Source organism: Pseudomonas sp. LB3P14 (genome assembly GCF_054898045.1).
This window is the reverse complement of sequence record NZ_CM142714.1, coordinates 2,674,151-2,691,012: the sequence shown is the minus strand read 5'-3', so window position 1 is coordinate 2,691,012 and position 16,862 is coordinate 2,674,151. Positions and strand designations below refer to the sequence as shown.

Annotated in this window: 18 protein-coding genes; 6 read left to right on the top strand and 12 right to left on the bottom strand. The window is 59.5% G+C overall.

The genetic code is table 11. From position 1 onward, the window contains the following. Window positions 1-253: 253 nt before the first annotated feature. The gene (locus tag ACYZT5_RS12450; RefSeq protein ID WP_007907888.1) at window positions 254-658 is read left to right on the top strand and encodes a TraR/DksA family transcriptional regulator; all 405 of its coding nucleotides are present in this window, start codon (window positions 254-256) and stop codon (window positions 656-658) included. A gap of 178 nt (window positions 659-836) precedes the next feature. Further along, window positions 837-2,462 (top strand): methyl-accepting chemotaxis protein, encoded by a 1,626-nt coding sequence (locus tag ACYZT5_RS12445; protein ID WP_462051361.1) that lies wholly within the window; start codon window positions 837-839, stop codon window positions 2,460-2,462. Window positions 2,463-2,590: 128 nt separating this feature from the next. On the opposite strand, the gene ACYZT5_RS12440 is transcribed toward ACYZT5_RS12445, so the two are convergent. The 3 genes from ACYZT5_RS12440 to ACYZT5_RS12430 form a co-directional block, all read right to left on the bottom strand. Further along, window positions 2,591-2,830, bottom strand: coding sequence for a DUF2789 domain-containing protein (locus ACYZT5_RS12440; protein ID WP_462045315.1), 240 nt, complete (start codon window positions 2,828-2,830; stop codon window positions 2,591-2,593). A 131-nt stretch (window positions 2,831-2,961) separates the two neighbouring features. Then, a complete protein-coding gene (locus tag ACYZT5_RS12435; RefSeq protein WP_145317060.1) occupies window positions 2,962-3,192 on the bottom strand; it encodes a hypothetical protein in 231 nt (76 codons plus the stop codon). A gap of 157 nt (window positions 3,193-3,349) precedes the next feature. Further along, entirely contained in the window at window positions 3,350-3,598 is a 249-nt protein-coding gene (locus tag ACYZT5_RS12430; protein WP_462052242.1) for a hypothetical protein, read from the bottom strand. Between the two features lie 414 nt (window positions 3,599-4,012). Here ACYZT5_RS12430 and ACYZT5_RS12425 point away from each other — a divergent pair, with 414 nt between their 5' ends. The 3 genes from ACYZT5_RS12425 (at window position 4,013) to ACYZT5_RS12415 (ending at window position 5,821) form a co-directional block, all read left to right on the top strand. After that, entirely contained in the window at window positions 4,013-4,483 is a 471-nt protein-coding gene (locus ACYZT5_RS12425) for a hypothetical protein (RefSeq protein ID WP_461979049.1), read from the top strand. Then, window positions 4,483-4,686 (top strand): hypothetical protein, encoded by a 204-nt coding sequence (locus ACYZT5_RS12420; protein WP_462051360.1) that lies wholly within the window; start codon window positions 4,483-4,485, stop codon window positions 4,684-4,686. Before ACYZT5_RS12425 ends, ACYZT5_RS12420 begins: the two co-directional genes overlap by 1 nt. Before the next feature lie 118 nt (window positions 4,687-4,804). Next, a complete protein-coding gene (locus ACYZT5_RS12415) occupies window positions 4,805-5,821 on the top strand; it encodes an ABC transporter substrate-binding protein (protein ID WP_462051359.1) in 1,017 nt (338 codons plus the stop codon). A gap of 25 nt (window positions 5,822-5,846) precedes the next feature. On the opposite strand, the gene ACYZT5_RS12410 is transcribed toward ACYZT5_RS12415, so the two are convergent. Further along, window positions 5,847-7,979: a TonB-dependent receptor gene (locus tag ACYZT5_RS12410; RefSeq protein ID WP_462051358.1), complete on the bottom strand. Its 2,133-nt coding sequence runs from the start codon at window positions 7,977-7,979 to the stop codon at window positions 5,847-5,849. Window positions 7,980-8,068: 89 nt separating this feature from the next. Then, entirely contained in the window at window positions 8,069-8,455 is a 387-nt protein-coding gene (locus ACYZT5_RS12405; protein ID WP_462051357.1) for a DUF2946 domain-containing protein, read from the bottom strand. Between the two features lie 95 nt (window positions 8,456-8,550). On the opposite strand from ACYZT5_RS12405, the gene ACYZT5_RS12400 reads away from it, so the two are divergent. After that, on the top strand, window positions 8,551-8,988 hold the full coding sequence (locus ACYZT5_RS12400) for a DUF3995 domain-containing protein (RefSeq protein ID WP_462051356.1): 438 nt from the start codon (window positions 8,551-8,553) through the stop codon (window positions 8,986-8,988). Window positions 8,989-9,109: 121 nt separating this feature from the next. Here ACYZT5_RS12400 and ACYZT5_RS12395 read toward each other — a convergent pair whose 3' ends face one another. The 7 genes from ACYZT5_RS12395 to ACYZT5_RS12365 form a co-directional block, all read right to left on the bottom strand. Continuing rightward, entirely contained in the window at window positions 9,110-9,472 is a 363-nt protein-coding gene (locus tag ACYZT5_RS12395; protein ID WP_462051355.1) for a Na+/H+ antiporter subunit G, read from the bottom strand. Then, entirely contained in the window at window positions 9,469-9,747 is a 279-nt protein-coding gene (locus ACYZT5_RS12390; protein ID WP_282377844.1) for a K+/H+ antiporter subunit F, read from the bottom strand. The genes ACYZT5_RS12395 and ACYZT5_RS12390 overlap by 4 nt, the downstream gene beginning before the upstream one ends. Then, a complete protein-coding gene (locus ACYZT5_RS12385) occupies window positions 9,744-10,232 on the bottom strand; it encodes a Na+/H+ antiporter subunit E (RefSeq protein WP_462051354.1) in 489 nt (162 codons plus the stop codon). The genes ACYZT5_RS12390 and ACYZT5_RS12385 overlap by 4 nt, the downstream gene beginning before the upstream one ends. Next, complete coding sequence (locus ACYZT5_RS12380; protein ID WP_462051353.1) at window positions 10,229-11,914, bottom strand: monovalent cation/H+ antiporter subunit D; 1,686 nt, start codon at window positions 11,912-11,914, stop codon at window positions 10,229-10,231. Before ACYZT5_RS12380 ends, ACYZT5_RS12385 begins: the two co-directional genes overlap by 4 nt. Next, entirely contained in the window at window positions 11,911-12,255 is a 345-nt protein-coding gene (locus tag ACYZT5_RS12375) for a Na+/H+ antiporter subunit C (RefSeq protein ID WP_007986256.1), read from the bottom strand. Before ACYZT5_RS12375 ends, ACYZT5_RS12380 begins: the two co-directional genes overlap by 4 nt. Then, entirely contained in the window at window positions 12,255-15,173 is a 2,919-nt protein-coding gene (locus ACYZT5_RS12370; RefSeq protein WP_462051352.1) for a monovalent cation/H+ antiporter subunit A, read from the bottom strand. Before ACYZT5_RS12370 ends, ACYZT5_RS12375 begins: the two co-directional genes overlap by 1 nt. Before the next feature lie 228 nt (window positions 15,174-15,401). Next, window positions 15,402-16,763, bottom strand: coding sequence for an IS4 family transposase (locus tag ACYZT5_RS12365; protein WP_462047420.1), 1,362 nt, complete (start codon window positions 16,761-16,763; stop codon window positions 15,402-15,404). Between the last annotated feature and the right edge of the window lie 99 nt (window positions 16,764-16,862).

Below are 16,862 nucleotides of genomic sequence, written 5' to 3'. Positions count from 1 at the left end.
CGATTGAATTTCTTGCTATAAACGCACTCCGATAACCATCGCAAAGGTTGCCATAGAGCACTTTCTGGGCTTTGTCGGACAAATTCGCTGTCTTTTCAGTTGCTGAGGCCTCAAGTCGGCCTTAGACTGCCGCCCCTCGTAAATTGAGTGCCGGGTGGCGCTTGGAATAAACGGCGCCTTTCCGATGGCCAGACCAGGTCCGCCGGAACGCTCCCTAATTCGCCTTAATGCACGTTTTTTTATAGAGATATCAATGACAAAGGACAAGTTGCTGGCCATGCCGGCGGATGACTACATGAATGCCGAGCAACATGCTTTTTTCTCTGAGCTGTTGCAGAACATGAAAGTCGAAACCCATGAGCGCATCGAACAGAACCGCATCGCCATCGAAAGCCTGGACACCCCGGCCGATCCGGCTGACGCTGCTTCTGTTGAAGAAGAGCGCACCTGGCTGGTGAACGCGATCGATCGCGACCAGCGCATGCTGCCTCAGTTGGAACAGGCTCTGGAACGCATCAAGGAAGACAGCTTTGGCTGGTGCGACGACAGCGGCGAGGCCATTGGCCTGAAGCGCCTGCTGATCAGCCCGACCACCAAGTACTGCATCGAAGCTCAAGAGCGTCACGAACAGATCGACAAGCACCAGCGTCAGGCCTGATTTCGTAACGCCCGCATCGCGGGCAAGCCTCACTCCTGTAGGAGCAAGGTTTGCCCGCGATGCTTTTTTTCGTCTGCAGAAATCCCGCGCACTTCTATTGATCTGCTGCAACGCCCACTACTAATGGACCATAGATAATGGCCTTGTAGTGGCGTTTAATGCCGATACAACAATTAGAATGATGGGTGGGGTGACGAAGATGACGCGAGACGGATCGCTGGTTGCGGCGGTGCCTGCACCCGTGCTTTTGCCAAAAAACCTTTGGCTGACGCCGACCCTGCAAAGCATCGCCCTGATGCTCTTGTTGTGCGGCATGACGCTGGGAGGCTGGTCGCTTTACCTTGGCCTGCCATTGGCCATGCTGGTTATCTGGCTACCTCGTTTGCGCTCGCGCGCCATCCCTGAGGCAACCCCCGCCGACAGCTCCAGCGCAATTGCCGAGTTGACTCGCGATCTTTCCTATACAACCAGTCATAACGCTTTGTCTGCCGCCGGTGTGGCCTTTTCGGTCAAGCAACTGGCCGACAAACTGCAATCGCAGCTCGGTGCCGCGGCGCAGATCGTCAGCAACGCCGAGGTGATGATCGCCACCGAACAATCCACCTCGAAACTCAGTCGGGAAGCCCTCAGTGCGGCCAGCGAGGCTCATCAGAGCAGCGCGGCAGGGCGTACGGAGTTGATCAAGTCCATCGCTCGTATGCATCAACTCAGTCAGCGCGCCAGTAACAGCCGTGAACTGATCGAAGCCCTGAGCCTGCGCAGTGACGATATCCAACGGGTCACCCTGGTGATCCAGTCCATCGCCAGCCAGACCAATCTGCTGGCATTGAACGCTGCTATCGAGGCCGCTCGGGCCGGGGAGCATGGTCGCGGATTTGCGGTGGTGGCCGATGAGGTTCGCGGTCTGGCCGCGCGTACGGCGACGGCTACCGGTGAAGTGGGGGAAATGGTCGCTGATATTCAGCAACGCACCGCGCAAGTGGTGGAGCAGATCCGTCAACTGTCCAGCGACCTCGATACCGGCGTCAAGCAGGTCGAGCACACGGGTCAGCACCTGGAGAACATTGCACGTCTGGCCGCTGGCGTCGAAAGCCAGGTCGGGGAAATCGCCAGGGGCGCTGACACCAACCGCGAACAACTCGATAGCCTGTTTCACGCCATCGAACAGATGCGCAGCGACCTGGCGATCAGTGATCAACAGACCCAGCGCCTGGCCCAGGCCGCGGTGCAAATGGAAGGTCAGGCCGAAACCATCAGCGAACGCCTCGCGGAAGTCGGGCTGGATGACTATCACCAGCGGGTTTATGACCTGGCCCGCGAAGGCGCGAGTCAGATTGCGGCGCGCTTTGAAGCGGATATCGACGAGGGCCGCGTCAGCCTCGATGACCTGTTTGATCGCAATTACCAGGCCATTCCCAACACCAGCCCCGCCAAATACCAGACTCGCTTTGATCGCTATGCCGATCAGGTCTTGCCGGCGATCCAGGAACCGTTGTTGCCGCGCCATGAAGGCCTGGTGTTCGCCATCGCCTGCACGCAGCAGGGTTATGTGCCGACCCACAACAAAGCCTTCAGCCAACCACTGACCGGTGATGCGCAGGTCGATACCTTGCAAAACCGCACCAAACGCAAATTCGCCGACCGCACCGGGATCCGCTGTGGCAGCCATCAGCAGGCCGTACTGCTGCAAACCTACACCCGCGACACCGGTGAGCTGATGCACGACCTCTCGGTGCCGATCATGCTCAAGGGCCGGCATTGGGGTGGTTTGCGATTGGGTTACAAGCCGGAAAATCCTCGTTGAGCCGTTTTGCATACACCCCTCCTACAGGGGAATGCGTGCACTCGTCGCGATGAAGCTGAGGAATGCAGGGCTGTCTGGTTGGCGCAACTGAACGCCGAATCCCCCGACAGCCTGCACGGAATCAGAGGCTAGTGGATCTGATGCATACGCAGGTTCAGGTCGTCGACCACCCGTGCCCAATCGGCGTCTTCACGCAATTGTTCTTTCAGGAAGCCGGCTTGCTGCGGGGTCCAGAACTCGGCATCGATGAGTTTCTTGTCATCGGCCAGGGGGGAATGACTGGCAATAAAATCGTCGATGGCCTTCTCGTTGGAGTCCAGACCGAGTTGGTCGAACAAGCCTTTCAAGTCGTGTGTAGGTGAATCCATGTTCATCTCCTTGCGGGTCGCGTCGAGTGCGAGATCTGAGGTGCGGCTTCAACACATCTGAGGGAGCCGCGCTTCAGGAGTTCGATGGCGATGTTCGAAAGCAGGAGTGAGCATAGACTGCAAACCGACTATCAGGCTTTCAATGCACCTTCATCGACTGCAAGTTTCAGCGCCTTGGCGGCTTCCTGGGCAGCAACGGCGGCGACGTCCGACGTCTTGAACCAGCGATCCTTCTCGACCTGGTGATACGTCACGGTGGTCAGCGGTGGTTTGGCGCGCATGATAATGACTGCCTGGAATTCGCCTTCGACCTCTCTGGCTTCGCCCCGGATAAAAAATTCGCCGATATCAAATTCCGTCACGTTGCAGCCTTCCCTTGGAAATATTCTGTTGTTTTGAACGCCGCCCGCCCGGGGACGGGTTTCATTGGTTGGGCAGTATGGCAGTAGTTGCATGCCGGCGGCTGAGATAAGTCGCCGGCATGACGAAGCGTCTATGGAAATGAATGCGGCGGGACCGTCAACTGCGTAGCTCGAGAGAGCGGGCAAGGGCGCAGGCTTCGTTATGTTTGCTGCGGAAACCTCTGACGCGGCCGGTGGTAATTTCCTTGATATGGAAGAAGGCATTGCCAGCCAACACCACCTGAAAGCGTGGCCGGGCAAGCTCTTCAGGATAGTATTCATGCGATTGAAACATCACCGAGTGCAGGGTCAGCGAGCTGTTTGTGTAAGGTGCCGGGGGGTGAGCGAAGTGTGTCAGCGTGCACATATGAAGTCCTTTTCGTTGTTTTACCGACGTGTGTTCGTCGTTTTGGGTAGTCTCAGTGAGCATCGCTGCTCTAGAATCACCACCACTGGTTGGCGATTGATGCTCATCTAAAGCAATTTTCTGCAGGCGATATGTAGGAAAAGTGCTTTTTTTAAAGAGTTTGTTCCCTAAGGTTGGTAGTCCAGTTTTATCTGGCCGTTAGAAGGGCGTTTTCCTTCAACCTCTGACGAATGCCAGGCAAGACGACGTGAGTGACGTTCCAGTAGTCTTCTGAAACCTCGCGATGAATGAGCGCTCTGCTTGTTTCAGGATTTCAACCCGGGTCATTTGGCTACACCTTCGGCATTGCCGCCTTTTTCTGCTGTGCGCTATTTTCCTGCGTGCAGCATCATTTTCAGATGTGGGGATGTTTCCTTGGCAGTAAGTAATCTCGATATGCATGCTTTGTTCGTGCTGGGTGATTTGCGCGCAAAGCTGGTTAAACAGTTCCAGTCACGTTTTGTTTACATCACCGAACAGAACGCTGAAGGCATTTATATTGCCGAGATCGACACCGAAGAGGCGCTGGTGGTTGATGACAAACCTGGACTTAAACTCAAGGTTGGCGATCATTTCAGCGCCTCTGTATTGCCCAGTCGCGAAGGCGGCAAGCTGGACATCAAGTTCCGTGAAATCAAACTCACGGTTTACGGCTTGGGTGATTACGCGTTCGTCACCACCGCTGATGGCCACGGGATCGTGTTCAAGGAAGGTCATAGCGTGGTGATGGTGTTCGCCGCTCACCAACAGTTGCAGGAAGGCCTGACCAAAACCCTGAAAGCCGTTACCGCCAAGGCAGCCAAGTGGCGCAAAGGTGAACTGATCACCTTCAAGGCCAGCGAGTAATGACCCTGACCCGCGCCGACTTCCACGTACAGAACCAGGCCAGTGCGCAAGTCGAGGCCCAGCGGTTGTTCGACCAGAAGGCTGTTTTGCAAGGTGCATGGCTGGGTTGGGTGGCGTCACAGATCTATACGTTGCGTCCGGCGGAGTACGCCAGCATGGTACGAAGAGAGCTGGCGCGCTTGCAGGAAACTTCCGAAAATTAGTTGACACCCCTCGAAAGCAGGAACCTCTACTACAGTCAGTTGACTGAGTATTCAGAGGCTTTGCGGTCTTCTGCCAGGCCATCCTGCTATTGCTGTGAACAGCACGAGGTGCAAAAGCATGAACGGATTTCGACGGTTGCTGGCCGCTACCCTGGCCACTTTCGGTTTGCTGGCTTCACCCGTTCCGGTGTTCGCTGCCCAGGCGCCGATCCACTTCGCTGACCTGAACTGGGAAAGCGGCAGCCTGATCACCGATATCCTGCGGATCATTGTCGAGAAGGGCTACGGGCTGCCGACCGATACCTTGCCGGGGACGACCATCACCCTGGAGACCGCACTGGCCAACAATGACATTCAGGTGATTGGCGAAGAGTGGGCCGGTCGCAGTCCGGTCTGGGTCAAGGCTGAGGCCGAAGGCAAAGTCGCAAGCCTCGGCGATACGGTCAAGGGCGCCACCGAAGGCTGGTGGGTGCCCGACTATGTGATCAAGGGCGATTCGGCGAAAGGCATCAAGCCACTGGCGCCGGACCTGCGCAGTGTCAGCGACCTGCCGCGCTACAAGGGGGTATTCAGCGATCCGGAAACCCCGGGCAAGGGGCGCTTTCTCAACAGCCCGATCGGCTGGACGTCGGAGGTGGTCAACAAACAGAAGCTCAAGGCGTATGGGCTGGACGACAGCTATGTGAACTTCCGCAGTGGTTCGGGGGCGGCACTGGATGCGGAGATCAGTTCTTCGATTCGTCGCGGCAAACCGGTGCTGTTCTATTACTGGTCGCCTACGCCATTGCTCGGCCGCTTCAAGCTTATTCAGCTCGAAGAGCCGCCGTTCGACGCCGAAGCCTGGAAGACCCTGACCGACGCCGACAACCCGAATCCGAAACCGACGCGCTCACTGGCCTCGAAGCTCTCCATCGGCGTGTCCACGCCATTCAAGAAACAGTATCCACAGATTGTCGAGTTCTTCAGCAAGGTCGACTTGCCGATCGATCCATTGAACAAGGCGCTGGCGGAAATGAGCGAAAAACACACCCCGCCACGGCAGGCGGCGGAGGCGTTCATGAAAGCGCACCCGGACGTGTGGCGTGCCTGGGTGCCCAAGGATGTGGCGGATAAAGTCTCTGCCGAGTTGAAGTGATGTGGTGAGGCAGCTCGCGAAGCTTTTAGAATCGAGTTTGCACCGCCAACTCGAAGGTGCGCGGTGTGCCGAGGTAATACGCCGGTGACACATGGGCAAACTCGGCATACACCTCATTGGTCAGATTGCGTACCCGGCCGGTGACGGTGGTGTGTTGATCGACCTTGTAGCTGAGGAACGTACCGTAGAGCGTGTACGACGGCACGGTCAGGGTGTTGGCGCTGTCGGCAAACACCGAGGCCACATAACGCGCGTCGACACCGCCCTGCCATTGCGGCGTGAAGTCATAGGTCAGCCACAGATTACCGACCCGGTCCGGCACGTTGGTCGGTGTGTTGCCTTTGCGTGAAACCACTGCACCCGCCGCATTCTTCTCGTTGAATTCGTCGTACTGCGCATCGACCCAGGCGAAGTTGCCTTCGGCCAACAGCTTGTCGGTGATTCGCAACGAACTGGCCAGTTCGATCCCTCTGGATGTTTGTTGACCCACTGGAATGCTGCTGGCCGGATCCAGCGGATCGGTCACCGCGAAGTCCTTTCGCTCGATCGTGTAAGCCGCCACCGTCGCCGAGCCGCGACCGTCCAGATAGTCGAATTTGCTGCCGACCTCCCACTGCTTGCCGGTGGACACGTCGAAATCCTGAGTGCCGTTGGGCTGCTCGGCGGCGGTGCTGTATTGCACGTAGACGTTGGCTTCGGGGATGAATTGGTAAGTCAGGCCGACCCGACCGGTCACCGGCTCCCAACTGCGCTTGAGGTGCCGGGGATTGCTGGCGGTCACGACTCGGTGGTTGGTCACGTCCAGGTCGATGTCGTCGTAGCGCAGCCCGGTGAGCAACGCCAGGTTGTCGGTGAGCGCCAAACGGTTTTCGGCAAACAGGGCTTTGGTGGTGACTTCGTTGGTCTTGTCGCTAACAAAACCCGGTTTGGTGCCGGGGATGTCATAGAAGTGACCCGGCTGAAAGTTATTCGGGTCGACGGTGCTGGCACCTTTGACATTCAGCGGTGAGTTGGTGGTCTGGTTGACCTTGTACTCAAAGCCTGCGGACCACGTGGTGTCGAGACCGAACAACGTGTTGTCGTGGCGCAGCTCGAACTGGTTGCCATTCTGCTCGCCCTGATGCCGGACCTGATACGCGGTGGAGCGATTCACCGCACTGTTGTCGGCGTTGTACTGGTAGGTTTCCAGGTTGCGGTAATCCCGCTGGCTGTCGAGGTGGTAGAGGGTGTTGCGCAGGGTGGTGCTGTCGTTGATCCGGTAGTCGATGATCGAGCGGACCCAAATCGTGCGCTGCTCGTAGCGGCCGTCCTCGACGTTGTAGTTGTTGAAACGGTTGTGCGTGTCGATCTTCAATTCGCCAGCCTTGGGGTTGAGCACCGGCGTGCCCCAGTAAGGGCTGTCTTCGTGTTCGTCCTGATATTCCAGGGCCAGGGTGTGGGACAGGTTGGGCGTCAGGTCGCTGAGCAGAGAGAACGCCACGCTCCACGCATCACGCTCCTGACGGTCGATGTAGCCGTTGCTGGTGTTGTGGCTGACGTCGAGCCGCGCGTAGTGCTGCACGTCTGCGCTGGCATCGCTCAGGGCGTGATTGAGGCCGAAGGCGGTCTCGGTGGTGTCGTAACTGCCGTAGCTGACCCGGCCTTCGACGGCTTGCTCTTCACGCGTCGCCAGTTTGGTCAAGTAGTTCAGCGAACCGCCCACGGAGCCGGCGCCATTGATCAACGATGACGGGCCGCCCACCAACTCCACCCGATCATAAATCCACGCATCCACCGGCCGGGCGAGGCCGCCGGCGACATTGATGCCGTTGAACATTTGGGTGATCTGGCTGCTGGTGAAACCGCGGTAGGAGACGAACCCACCGAAACCCGGCGGTGCGCTGGCATTGACACCCGGTAAGGTATTGGCGGCATCTTGAAAGTTCTGCGCGCCGTGGCGCTCGATGTCGTTGCGGTTGGCCACGGCCACCGAGGCCGGGGTTTCGCGCACGCTCAGGCCAAGCCGCGATGCCATGCCGCTGGACTGATCCAGACTCAGACCTGGCTCAGCCGTAGCGTCGCCATCAATGGTGATGGGCGCGAGGTCGATTGTGGATTGCGCCCAGGTGTTAACAGACAGGCAGCCGAACAGGCTTGCCAGCAAAGGAATGCGTTTCATCGATGAATCCTGAATGCTTGACTAGGAAGCAGCGCACAGGCAAACGCCACGCGTTGGCGAGGTGGGCTGATCAGAAAAGGCGAAAAAATTCAGGCGACAGGCGGAGCACGAGGATTGGCTGAGGGCCAGGTGAAGCGGGCAGGGAGGTCAGCATTGGCGACGACGGCCAGTGGCGGACTGTGTTGCTGCGGGAGGATCGCCAGGGTCAGGCTGGAGTTGAGCGCCGGGCCCATGCCGCCGGTGGAGCACAACGGGCAGCCGAAGGCCTTGGACAGGGTCGGCAGTTTGTCTTCGGAGGTGTTCGACGAGGCCGGCGCCTGGGTGGCGGGGTCGACTGTACAGAACTGGCCGCCGATGCCGTTGAGCTGCATCCCGACCATTTGCCCGTGACCGATACTGCAGGCGAACACGTTGAACAGGACGCAGCAATAAAGCATCCAGGCCATCAATGTGCGATCAGTTCGGGCGAGTTTCATGGGGCGGCACTTTATCATTGCCGATGACGAATACCCTTACAAAATCGTTCAAGGAAGTTCATCCTGCTGCGACATTTCACGCTGGAAGTCTGAACATGAGCCTATTGATCGCGCAATGGATGGCTGCCATCTTCCTGTTGATCAGCCTGATCCATCTGTACTGGGCGGCAGGTGGCAAGTTGGGTAGCGAGGCGGCGGTCCCGCGAATATCCGCAGAGGGCGGCGGGGAATCCAGGCCGGCCTTCAAACCTTCAGGCTTTGCCACGTTATTGGTGGCGGTCGGGTTGCTGCTGATTGCGATGCTGGTGTGCTTGCGGGTCGGCCTGTATTTGCCGACGGTGCATCACTCGTCGCTGCAATGGGTCATCAGCGCCATTGCGATGCTGATGTTTGCCAGGGCGATCGGCGATTCGAATTTGATTGGGTTCTTCAAACAGGTGAAGGATTCGAAGTTTGCGCGGCTCGACACCTGGGCCTATTCGCCGCTGTGTGTGGTGTTGGGGGCGGGGTTGTTGGCAGTCGCCTGGATCTGAGTCGTGGCTGAAAAGCTTCGCGGGCAAGCCTCGCTCCTACAGGATTGTGTGAAATCACACAATCCTGTAGGAGCGAGGCTTGCCCGCGAAGAGGCCCTGTCAATCAACACAAAACCTAATCTTAACTCCCGCTCTCGGTGCGCCGACTACTCACCTCAGCCGGCACATCATCCCCCGCCATGCGCTTGCGAAACAGCGCCGCCCGCGCCAGCAGCAACGTGGTCACCGGCACCGTAATCGACAACAAGATCGGAATCAGCCAGGCATGCAACACCGGCCCGGACTTGAGCGCCGAAAAGTAAATGATCGAGGCCAAGGCCACGCACCAGGCACCCAATGTCGACGCCAGCGCCGGCGGGTGCATGCGCTGGAAGTAATCTTTCATCCGTACCAGCCCAACGGCGCCGATCAGTGCAAACAGACTGCTGAGCACCAGCAGGACCGCCACCGGAATTTCCACCCACAGAGACAGTTCAGCGCTCATTCGATCACCTCGCCACGCAATAGGAATTTCGCCAGGGCAAACGAGCCGACGAAACCGAACAACGCAATCAGCAGCGCTGCCTCGAAGTAAGTGTCACTGGAATAACGTATGCCCAGCGCCAGCATCATCAGCATCGCGATGATGTACAGGTAATCCAGCGCCAGAACCCGGTCCTGGGCCGACGGCCCCTTGAACAGCCGGATCAGCGTCAGAATCATCGCCAGCGAAAAGATGAACAGACTCAGCAGGATTGCGTTCGACAGCAAGGCGCTCATTCGAAGATCTCCATCAAGGGGCGCTCATAGGTCACCTTGAAGTGCTGGATAAACAGCGCTTCGTCATCCAGATCGAAGACGTGCAGCAACAGAATGCTGCGGTCCAGCGCCAGTTCCGACCACACGGTGCCGGGAATCACCGTGCAGATCATCGACAACGCGGCCAGGCCGTTGGCGTCACGCAAGTCCAGCGGCACCTTGATGAAGCGCGAACGCGGCGGACGGCGACCGGCGTTGAGCACGCCCCAGGCCACGGCGAGGTTGGACACCACCACATCGCGACCGACAAGAAAGAACAAACGCACCATCACGCCCGGACGACGGATGCGGATCGGCAGCGGTCGCAGCTTGCGCATCATCAACGGCGCGCAGAACCCCAGCACCGCGCCCAGCAGCAGATTGCCGGGGCTCATCGACAGGTTCAGCACCAGCCACAACAACCACAGCGCCAGCGACAACCACGGTGCCGGAAACAGACGCTTCATGGTTTGACCTCCGCTATCGCGGCTTTGGCTTCCGGGCTTGGAATCGCACGGGTGCCGAGTACCGCCATCACGTATTGCTGCGGGTTGTTCAAGGCTTGGGCGGCCGCCTGGGTGTAGCGCAGCAGCGGTTCAGCCTTGAAAGTGAGCGCAATGCTCAGGCCCAGCAACGCGATGATCGGCACGCATTCGAAACGTCGCAACAAGGGCGACGGCCGCTCCTCGGGTGTCCAGAAGCGCTGGATGCCCAAGCGCGAGAAGGCAATCAACGACGCCAGCCCGGAGAGGATCAACAACGCGAGCAAGCCCCACGCCGCGTTCGAAACCGGCTCATCGCTGCCATTGCCCAGGCCCAACGGATTGAGCAGGGCGCTGAGCAGGCCGAGTTTGCCAATGAATCCCGAAAGCGGTGGCATGCCGATGATCAACAGCGCGCAAGCAATAAAGCTCAGCCCGAGGAACGCCATGGTCCAGGGAATCACTTGGCCGACCACGGCTTTCTGCTCGTCATCGAGGTTGATGCCTTTGGGCGGCTGCAAGGATTCCATCGGTCGTGGGAGCAGATCGCCGTCATCGAACAATGGCATTTCATTGGCCGAACGCGAACGCTCGATCAGCTCGGCCAACAGGAACAGCGCGCTCAACGCCAGGGTCGAGCTGACCAGATAGAACAATGCCGCGCCGATCAGGTTCGGCTGGGCGAAACCGATGGCCGACAGCAGAATCCCGGCGGACACCAGAATGCTCAGGCTGGCCAGGCGCTCCAGTCGTTGTGCGGCCAGGATCGCGACGGCGGCGCAGACGATGGTCGCCATGCCGCCGTAGATCAGCCAGTCGCCGCCAAAATACGCCGAGGCACCGGCCTGGCCAGAGAACAGCAGAGTCCACAAGCGCAGCAAGGTGTAGACGCCGACCTTGGTCATGATCGCGAACATCGCCGCCACCGGCGCGCTCGCCGAGGAATACGCCGGCACCAGCCAGAAGTTCAGCGGCCACATCCCGGCCTTGGCCAGGAACGCCACGGCCAGAATCCCTGCGCCGGCATGTAGCAGGCCGCGATCGGCTTCCGGCACCAGCGGGATTTTCAGCGCCAGGTCGGCCATGTTCAGGGTGCCGGTGACGCCGTAGATCAGCGCCGCGCCGATCAAGAACAGCGACGAGGCCAGCAGGTTGATCGAGATGTAATGCAGCCCCGACGACACCCGCGACCGACCCGAACCGTGGAGCATCAGGCCGTAAGAGGCCGCCAGCAGCACCTCAAAAAACACAAACAGGTTGAACAGGTCCGCCGTCAGGAACGCGCCGTAAAGCCCCATCATCTGGATCTGGAACAGCGCGTGGAAACTCGAACCGGCGCCGTCCCAACGGGCCATGGCGAACAGCAGGGCGCTGACGCCGATGATCCCGGTCAGCACCAGCATCAGCGCCGACAGTCGATCGACCACCAGCACGATACCGAACGGCACCTGCCAGTTGCCCGGCAGGTACACGCCGACGGAGCCGGGGACGCCAGTCTCCTGAGTCCATTGCAGCAACAGCACGGCAATGCCCAGCCCCACCAGACTGGAAAGCAGGTTGATCTTGGCTTTTAACGGCCGGTGTTTCTCGCCCAGCATCAGCATCACGGCGGCGGTCAGCAGCGGCAGCAGAATCGGTGCAGCGATCAGGTGCGGCATCAGATTCATTCTTTAGGCTCCCGGCCATCCACATGGTCGGTACCGGTCAGGCCCCGGGAGGCCAGCAGCACCACCAGAAACAGCGCGGTCATGGCGAAGCTGATGACAATCGCGGTCAGCACCAGCGCTTGCGGCAGCGGATCGGTGTAGTGCAACAGGTCTTGCGGCACGCCGTCCTTGATGATCGGCTCCTTGCCGATAAACAGGCTGCCCATGCTGAAGATGAACAGGTTGACGCCGTAGGACAGCAGGCACAGGCCCATCACCACCTGAAACGTCCGTGGCCGCAGGATCAGCCAGACCCCGGACGCCGCCAATACGCCGATGGCGATTGCGATGACTTCTTCCATCAGACGGCTCCTTGCGTGGCGACGGATCTAGGCAGGGCAGCGGTCTTGTGACCGCGTACCGATTGGTGAGCGAGGGCGGTGAGGATCAACAGCGTCGAACCGACCACCACGGCGTACACGCCGATGTCGAAGAACAGCGCACTGGCGATGTGAATATCGCCCAACACCGGCAGATCCAGGTGCCAGGTGTGGGTGGTCAGGAACGGATAACCGACCGCCATCGCCCCAAGCCCGGTGACCGTGGCGAACAGCAACCCGGTGCCCATCCAGCGCAGGGGTCGCAGGCTCATTTGCGCCTCGACCCACTGGGTGCCGGCGACCATGTATTGCAGGATGAACGCCACCGACATCACCAAACCTGCGACAAAGCCGCCGCCCGGTTGATTGTGGCCGCGCATGAACAGGTAGACCGATACCACAAACGCAATCGGCAACAGCAGGCGCACCAGCACCGCCGGCACCATCATGAAACCGAGCGCGGTGTCGCTGGCGTGACGCGGGTTGACCAGGTCGGTGACCACGTCGGGCGCGAGCAAACGCTGTTGGGCCGGCAATTGGAGGCTTTCTTTTGGCGGGCGGAAGCGTCGGAGCAGGGCGAATACGGTCAGGGCCACGGCCACCAGTACGGTAATTTCACCGAGGGTGTCGAAGCCGCGAAAGTCCACCAGCATCACGTTGACCACGTTGCTGCCGCCGCCTTCGGGCAGGGCACGGCTGAGGTAGAACGAAGAAATGTCGTTCGGCGTCTGGCGCGTCAGCATCGCGTAGGCCAGCAGCGCCATGCCGCCACCGACCACGGTCGACAACAGCAAGTCGCGGATACGACGGATGCGTGCTTTGCGCAGGGTACTCGGCAGTGGCGACACCTCTTCGATCCGGCGCGGCAACCAACGCAGACCGAGGAGGATCAGCACCGTGGTCACCACTTCGACCACCAGTTGCGTCAGCGCAAGATCGGGCGCCGAGAACCAGACGAAGGTGATGCAGGTCATCAGGCCGCAGACGCTGACCATGGTCAGGGCCGCGAGCCGGTGATACTTGGCCTGCCACGCCGCGCCGAGGGCACAGGCAATCGCCAGCAGCCAGAGGGTCACGAACACGATCGAGCCGGGAATCTTCGGCCGGTCGCCCCAGCTCAAGCTGCTGTGGAGCATCGGGATCAACCCGGCCAGCACCGCCGCCAATACCACCAGGAACAATTGGGTTTGCAGGCGCTTGGTGCTGATTCGCCGCTCGAGACGACGGGCCAGGCGCATCATGATCACCAGGCTGCGCTCGAACAGGCGCTTGCCGTTGAACCGGCCAATGATCGGCGGGTACTTGAAACGCCCGCGCTTGAGCTGATTACGTAGCAGCAGATAAAGCACGATGCCGCCGGACATGGCGATCAGGCTCATGATCATCGGTGCGTTCCAGCCGTGCCAGATCGCCAGGCTGTATTCAGGCAAGGTTCCGCCCACCACCGGCAGGGCAGCCGCCGCCAGCAACGAGCCGACCACCTGTGCCGGGAAAATCCCCACGACCAGGCAGGTGAACACCAGCAGTTCCACCGGTGCGCGCATCCAGCGTGGAGGTTCGTGCGGGGTGTGCGGCAGGTCGGTGGCGGTCGGGCCGAAGAACACGTCGACGGTAAAGCGCAGCGAGTAGGCGACGCTGAACGTCCCGGCAATGGTCGCGACGATCGGCAGGGTCATCTCGATCCACGCTGTCGCATTGATGAACACCGTTTCGGCGAAGAACATCTCTTTCGAGAGGAAGCCGTTGAGCAACGGCACACCGGCCATCGAGGCGCTGGCGACCATGGCCAGGGTGGCGGTGAACGGGATCAGCTTGATCAGGCCGCTGAGCTTGCGAATGTCCCGGGTGCCGCTTTCGTGGTCGATGATTCCGGCGGCCATGAACAGCGAGGCCTTGAATGTCGCATGGTTGAGAATGTGGAACACCGCAGCCACGGCGGCCAGCGGACTGTTCAGGCCCAGCAGCAGGGTGATCAGGCCCAGGTGACTGATGGTCGAGTAGGCCAGCAAACCCTTGAGATCGTTCTGGAACATCGCGCAGTACGCGCCGAGCAACAGGGTGCAGGCGCCGGCGCCGCTGACGATGTAGAACCATTCTTCACTGCCGGACAGCGACGGCCACAGTCGTGCGAGTAGAAACACTCCGGCCTTGACCATGGTCGCCGAGTGCAGATAGGCCGAAACCGGTGTCGGCGCCGCCATCGCGTGGGGCAGCCAGAAGTGGAAGGGGAATTGTGCGCTTTTGCTCAGGGCGCCGATCAGGATCAGGGGCAGCAGAATAGGGTAGAGGGCGTGTGCGCGAATCAGATCGCCGGCGGCCAGGACCTTGTCCAGGTCATAGCTGCCGACCACATGGCCGAGCAGCATGACCCCCGCCAGCAGACACAAACCGCCTGCGCCGGTGACCATCAGCGCCATATAAGCACCGCGTCGTGCATCGGCGCGGTGGTGCCAGTAGCCGATCAACAGGAACGAGAAGAGGCTGGTCAGCTCCCAGAAAAACACGATCTGGATCAGGTTGCCGGAGATCACCAGGCCGAGCATGGCCCCCATGAACGCCAGGAAAAACGCGAAGAACCGCGGCACCGGATCGTCCGGCGACATGTAGTAGCGAGCGTACAACGAAACCAGCGTGCCGATGCCCAGCACCAGCATCGAGAACAGCCAGGCGAACCCGTCCATGCGCAGGACAAAGTTCAAACCCAGGCTGGGCAACCAGAAGAATTCTTCGCGGATCACGCCGCCATGGGCGATTTGCGGGTACAAGAGAGCGACCTGAACGGTGCCAATCAAGGCAACCAGACCCGCCAGCAGAGATTCGGTGTTACGCGCGTTGTGTGGCAGCAAGGCTGCCAGACAGCTGCCGATAAAAGGCAGAAGCAGTAGAACTATCAGGGACATAGGCTTCTAATCTGCGGAAGTTTGTGAAGCATCATACGTGCCAGCTCCCGGATCGCCAAACGCCAAGCTGTCGCAGAATCCTACAAGGTAGACGGAAAAAACCTGATTCACATTGTTTCAAAGAGCTGATGGATCGTTCCCACGCTCTGCGTGGGAATGCAGCCCGGGACGCTCCGCGTCCCAAGAGCGGACGCAGAGCGTCCATTGAGGCATTCCCACGCAGAGCGCTCATCGTTCTACACAACTCTCGATGAGCGCACGCTGGGCGTCTAATGCGATAACAAACTCACGTATTCGTTGCATCCCTATCCACATGGCCTTGGGGCCGGGAGGTCCGTCATTTTTACGCCCCAAGTAGCCTCCCAGGCTCGTGACCAGTAAAACCATTTCTCCTAAAGAAGGGGGCGCAGTGGGCGGTTGGCACCGTTTGACCACGATATAGGCTGCTTTCCACTCCGAAGCCTCAAACACCATCTCGCAGCTTAGATCGGGACAAGCACGTCCCAGCATCAGGCTGTACAGCACACGCCAGGTCGTGATCAGGTACAAACCAATGCAGGGCAACAACCGTTCCTCGGTCTCCAGCTGCAATCGACTGACCTGACAACCATTCTTCAGCACATTGAAAAACACTTCGATAGACCAGCGTACCCCGTACCACTCAACCACGGTGCTCGCCTGCTCCAGGCTAGTGACCGGCAGACTGGTCAGCAGCAGCCACTCCAGAGGTTCAACACCGTCTATGGCGTTTTCTTCACGGGCCAACACAGCATTGATCGAGACGCTGGGCAATTTATAACCCGGCCTGTCGGGGGCACGCAGGGTCACGGTTGCCGCGCGCAAGGTGACATCAGCCAGTCGGGCGGGGCGCTGGGGACGAGCTTTGACTTCAACCTTGAGTGTTCCCAAGGACGGTGCCTGATCCAGTGCCGACCACAACTTCCCGTTGTCAGCCCCCAGCAAGCGCCTGTCTTGAGCCGCCCGCACGATCCATTGGGCCCGGGTGTCTGGACTGAACTCTTGATGATCAACAAACCATTCGTACAGATCGCCCTCAGCATCGGCGAGGTTGACCACCAGGGTCTGCGGTAGCTGCCCCTGAATCGCGCAACTGGTTTGATAACTGTCAATCCAGCGCTGACTCTCTTTCTCATCAATCCCTTTATCTCGGCGCTCATGGCGGGGGCTCGGTTTATCGCGGCTCCACCACTGAGCATCGACGACGCCCAGACAAATACGTTCGGGGGTAAAGGCAATGGTTGGGTGCAGACGTCGAGAAAACTTCTTCTGCGCCTTGATCGTGCCCATTCCTTTGGGACCGAGATTGACCCATTTGTCCATCTCGGTCGTGTCTTGCGCCAACAGCACCACGGGACTGCTTTGCATCCGTTGCAGGGTCGCGTCCTGATGGGGCCGCAACACCTTCTGGAACGTGACTTTCTCATTATCAAGAAATCGATAGGCCGCCGTGGTTTCTGCCAGCCCTCGACAAGCGGTCGGGATGCTGTTGCCGGGATGATCGGCTAGGCGTCCTAAAAAGCTGGCGAGCCTGGCATTTAAACGGCCATCACCCAAGTCGGCGGTTTTCATTTCGTCCTGTGCCCAATTCAATCTTCGTTCTCCATTTCTTCGAGTTTCAAAAATACTTGAAAACAGAGTTATGTAGAACGATGAGCGCAGAGCGTGGGA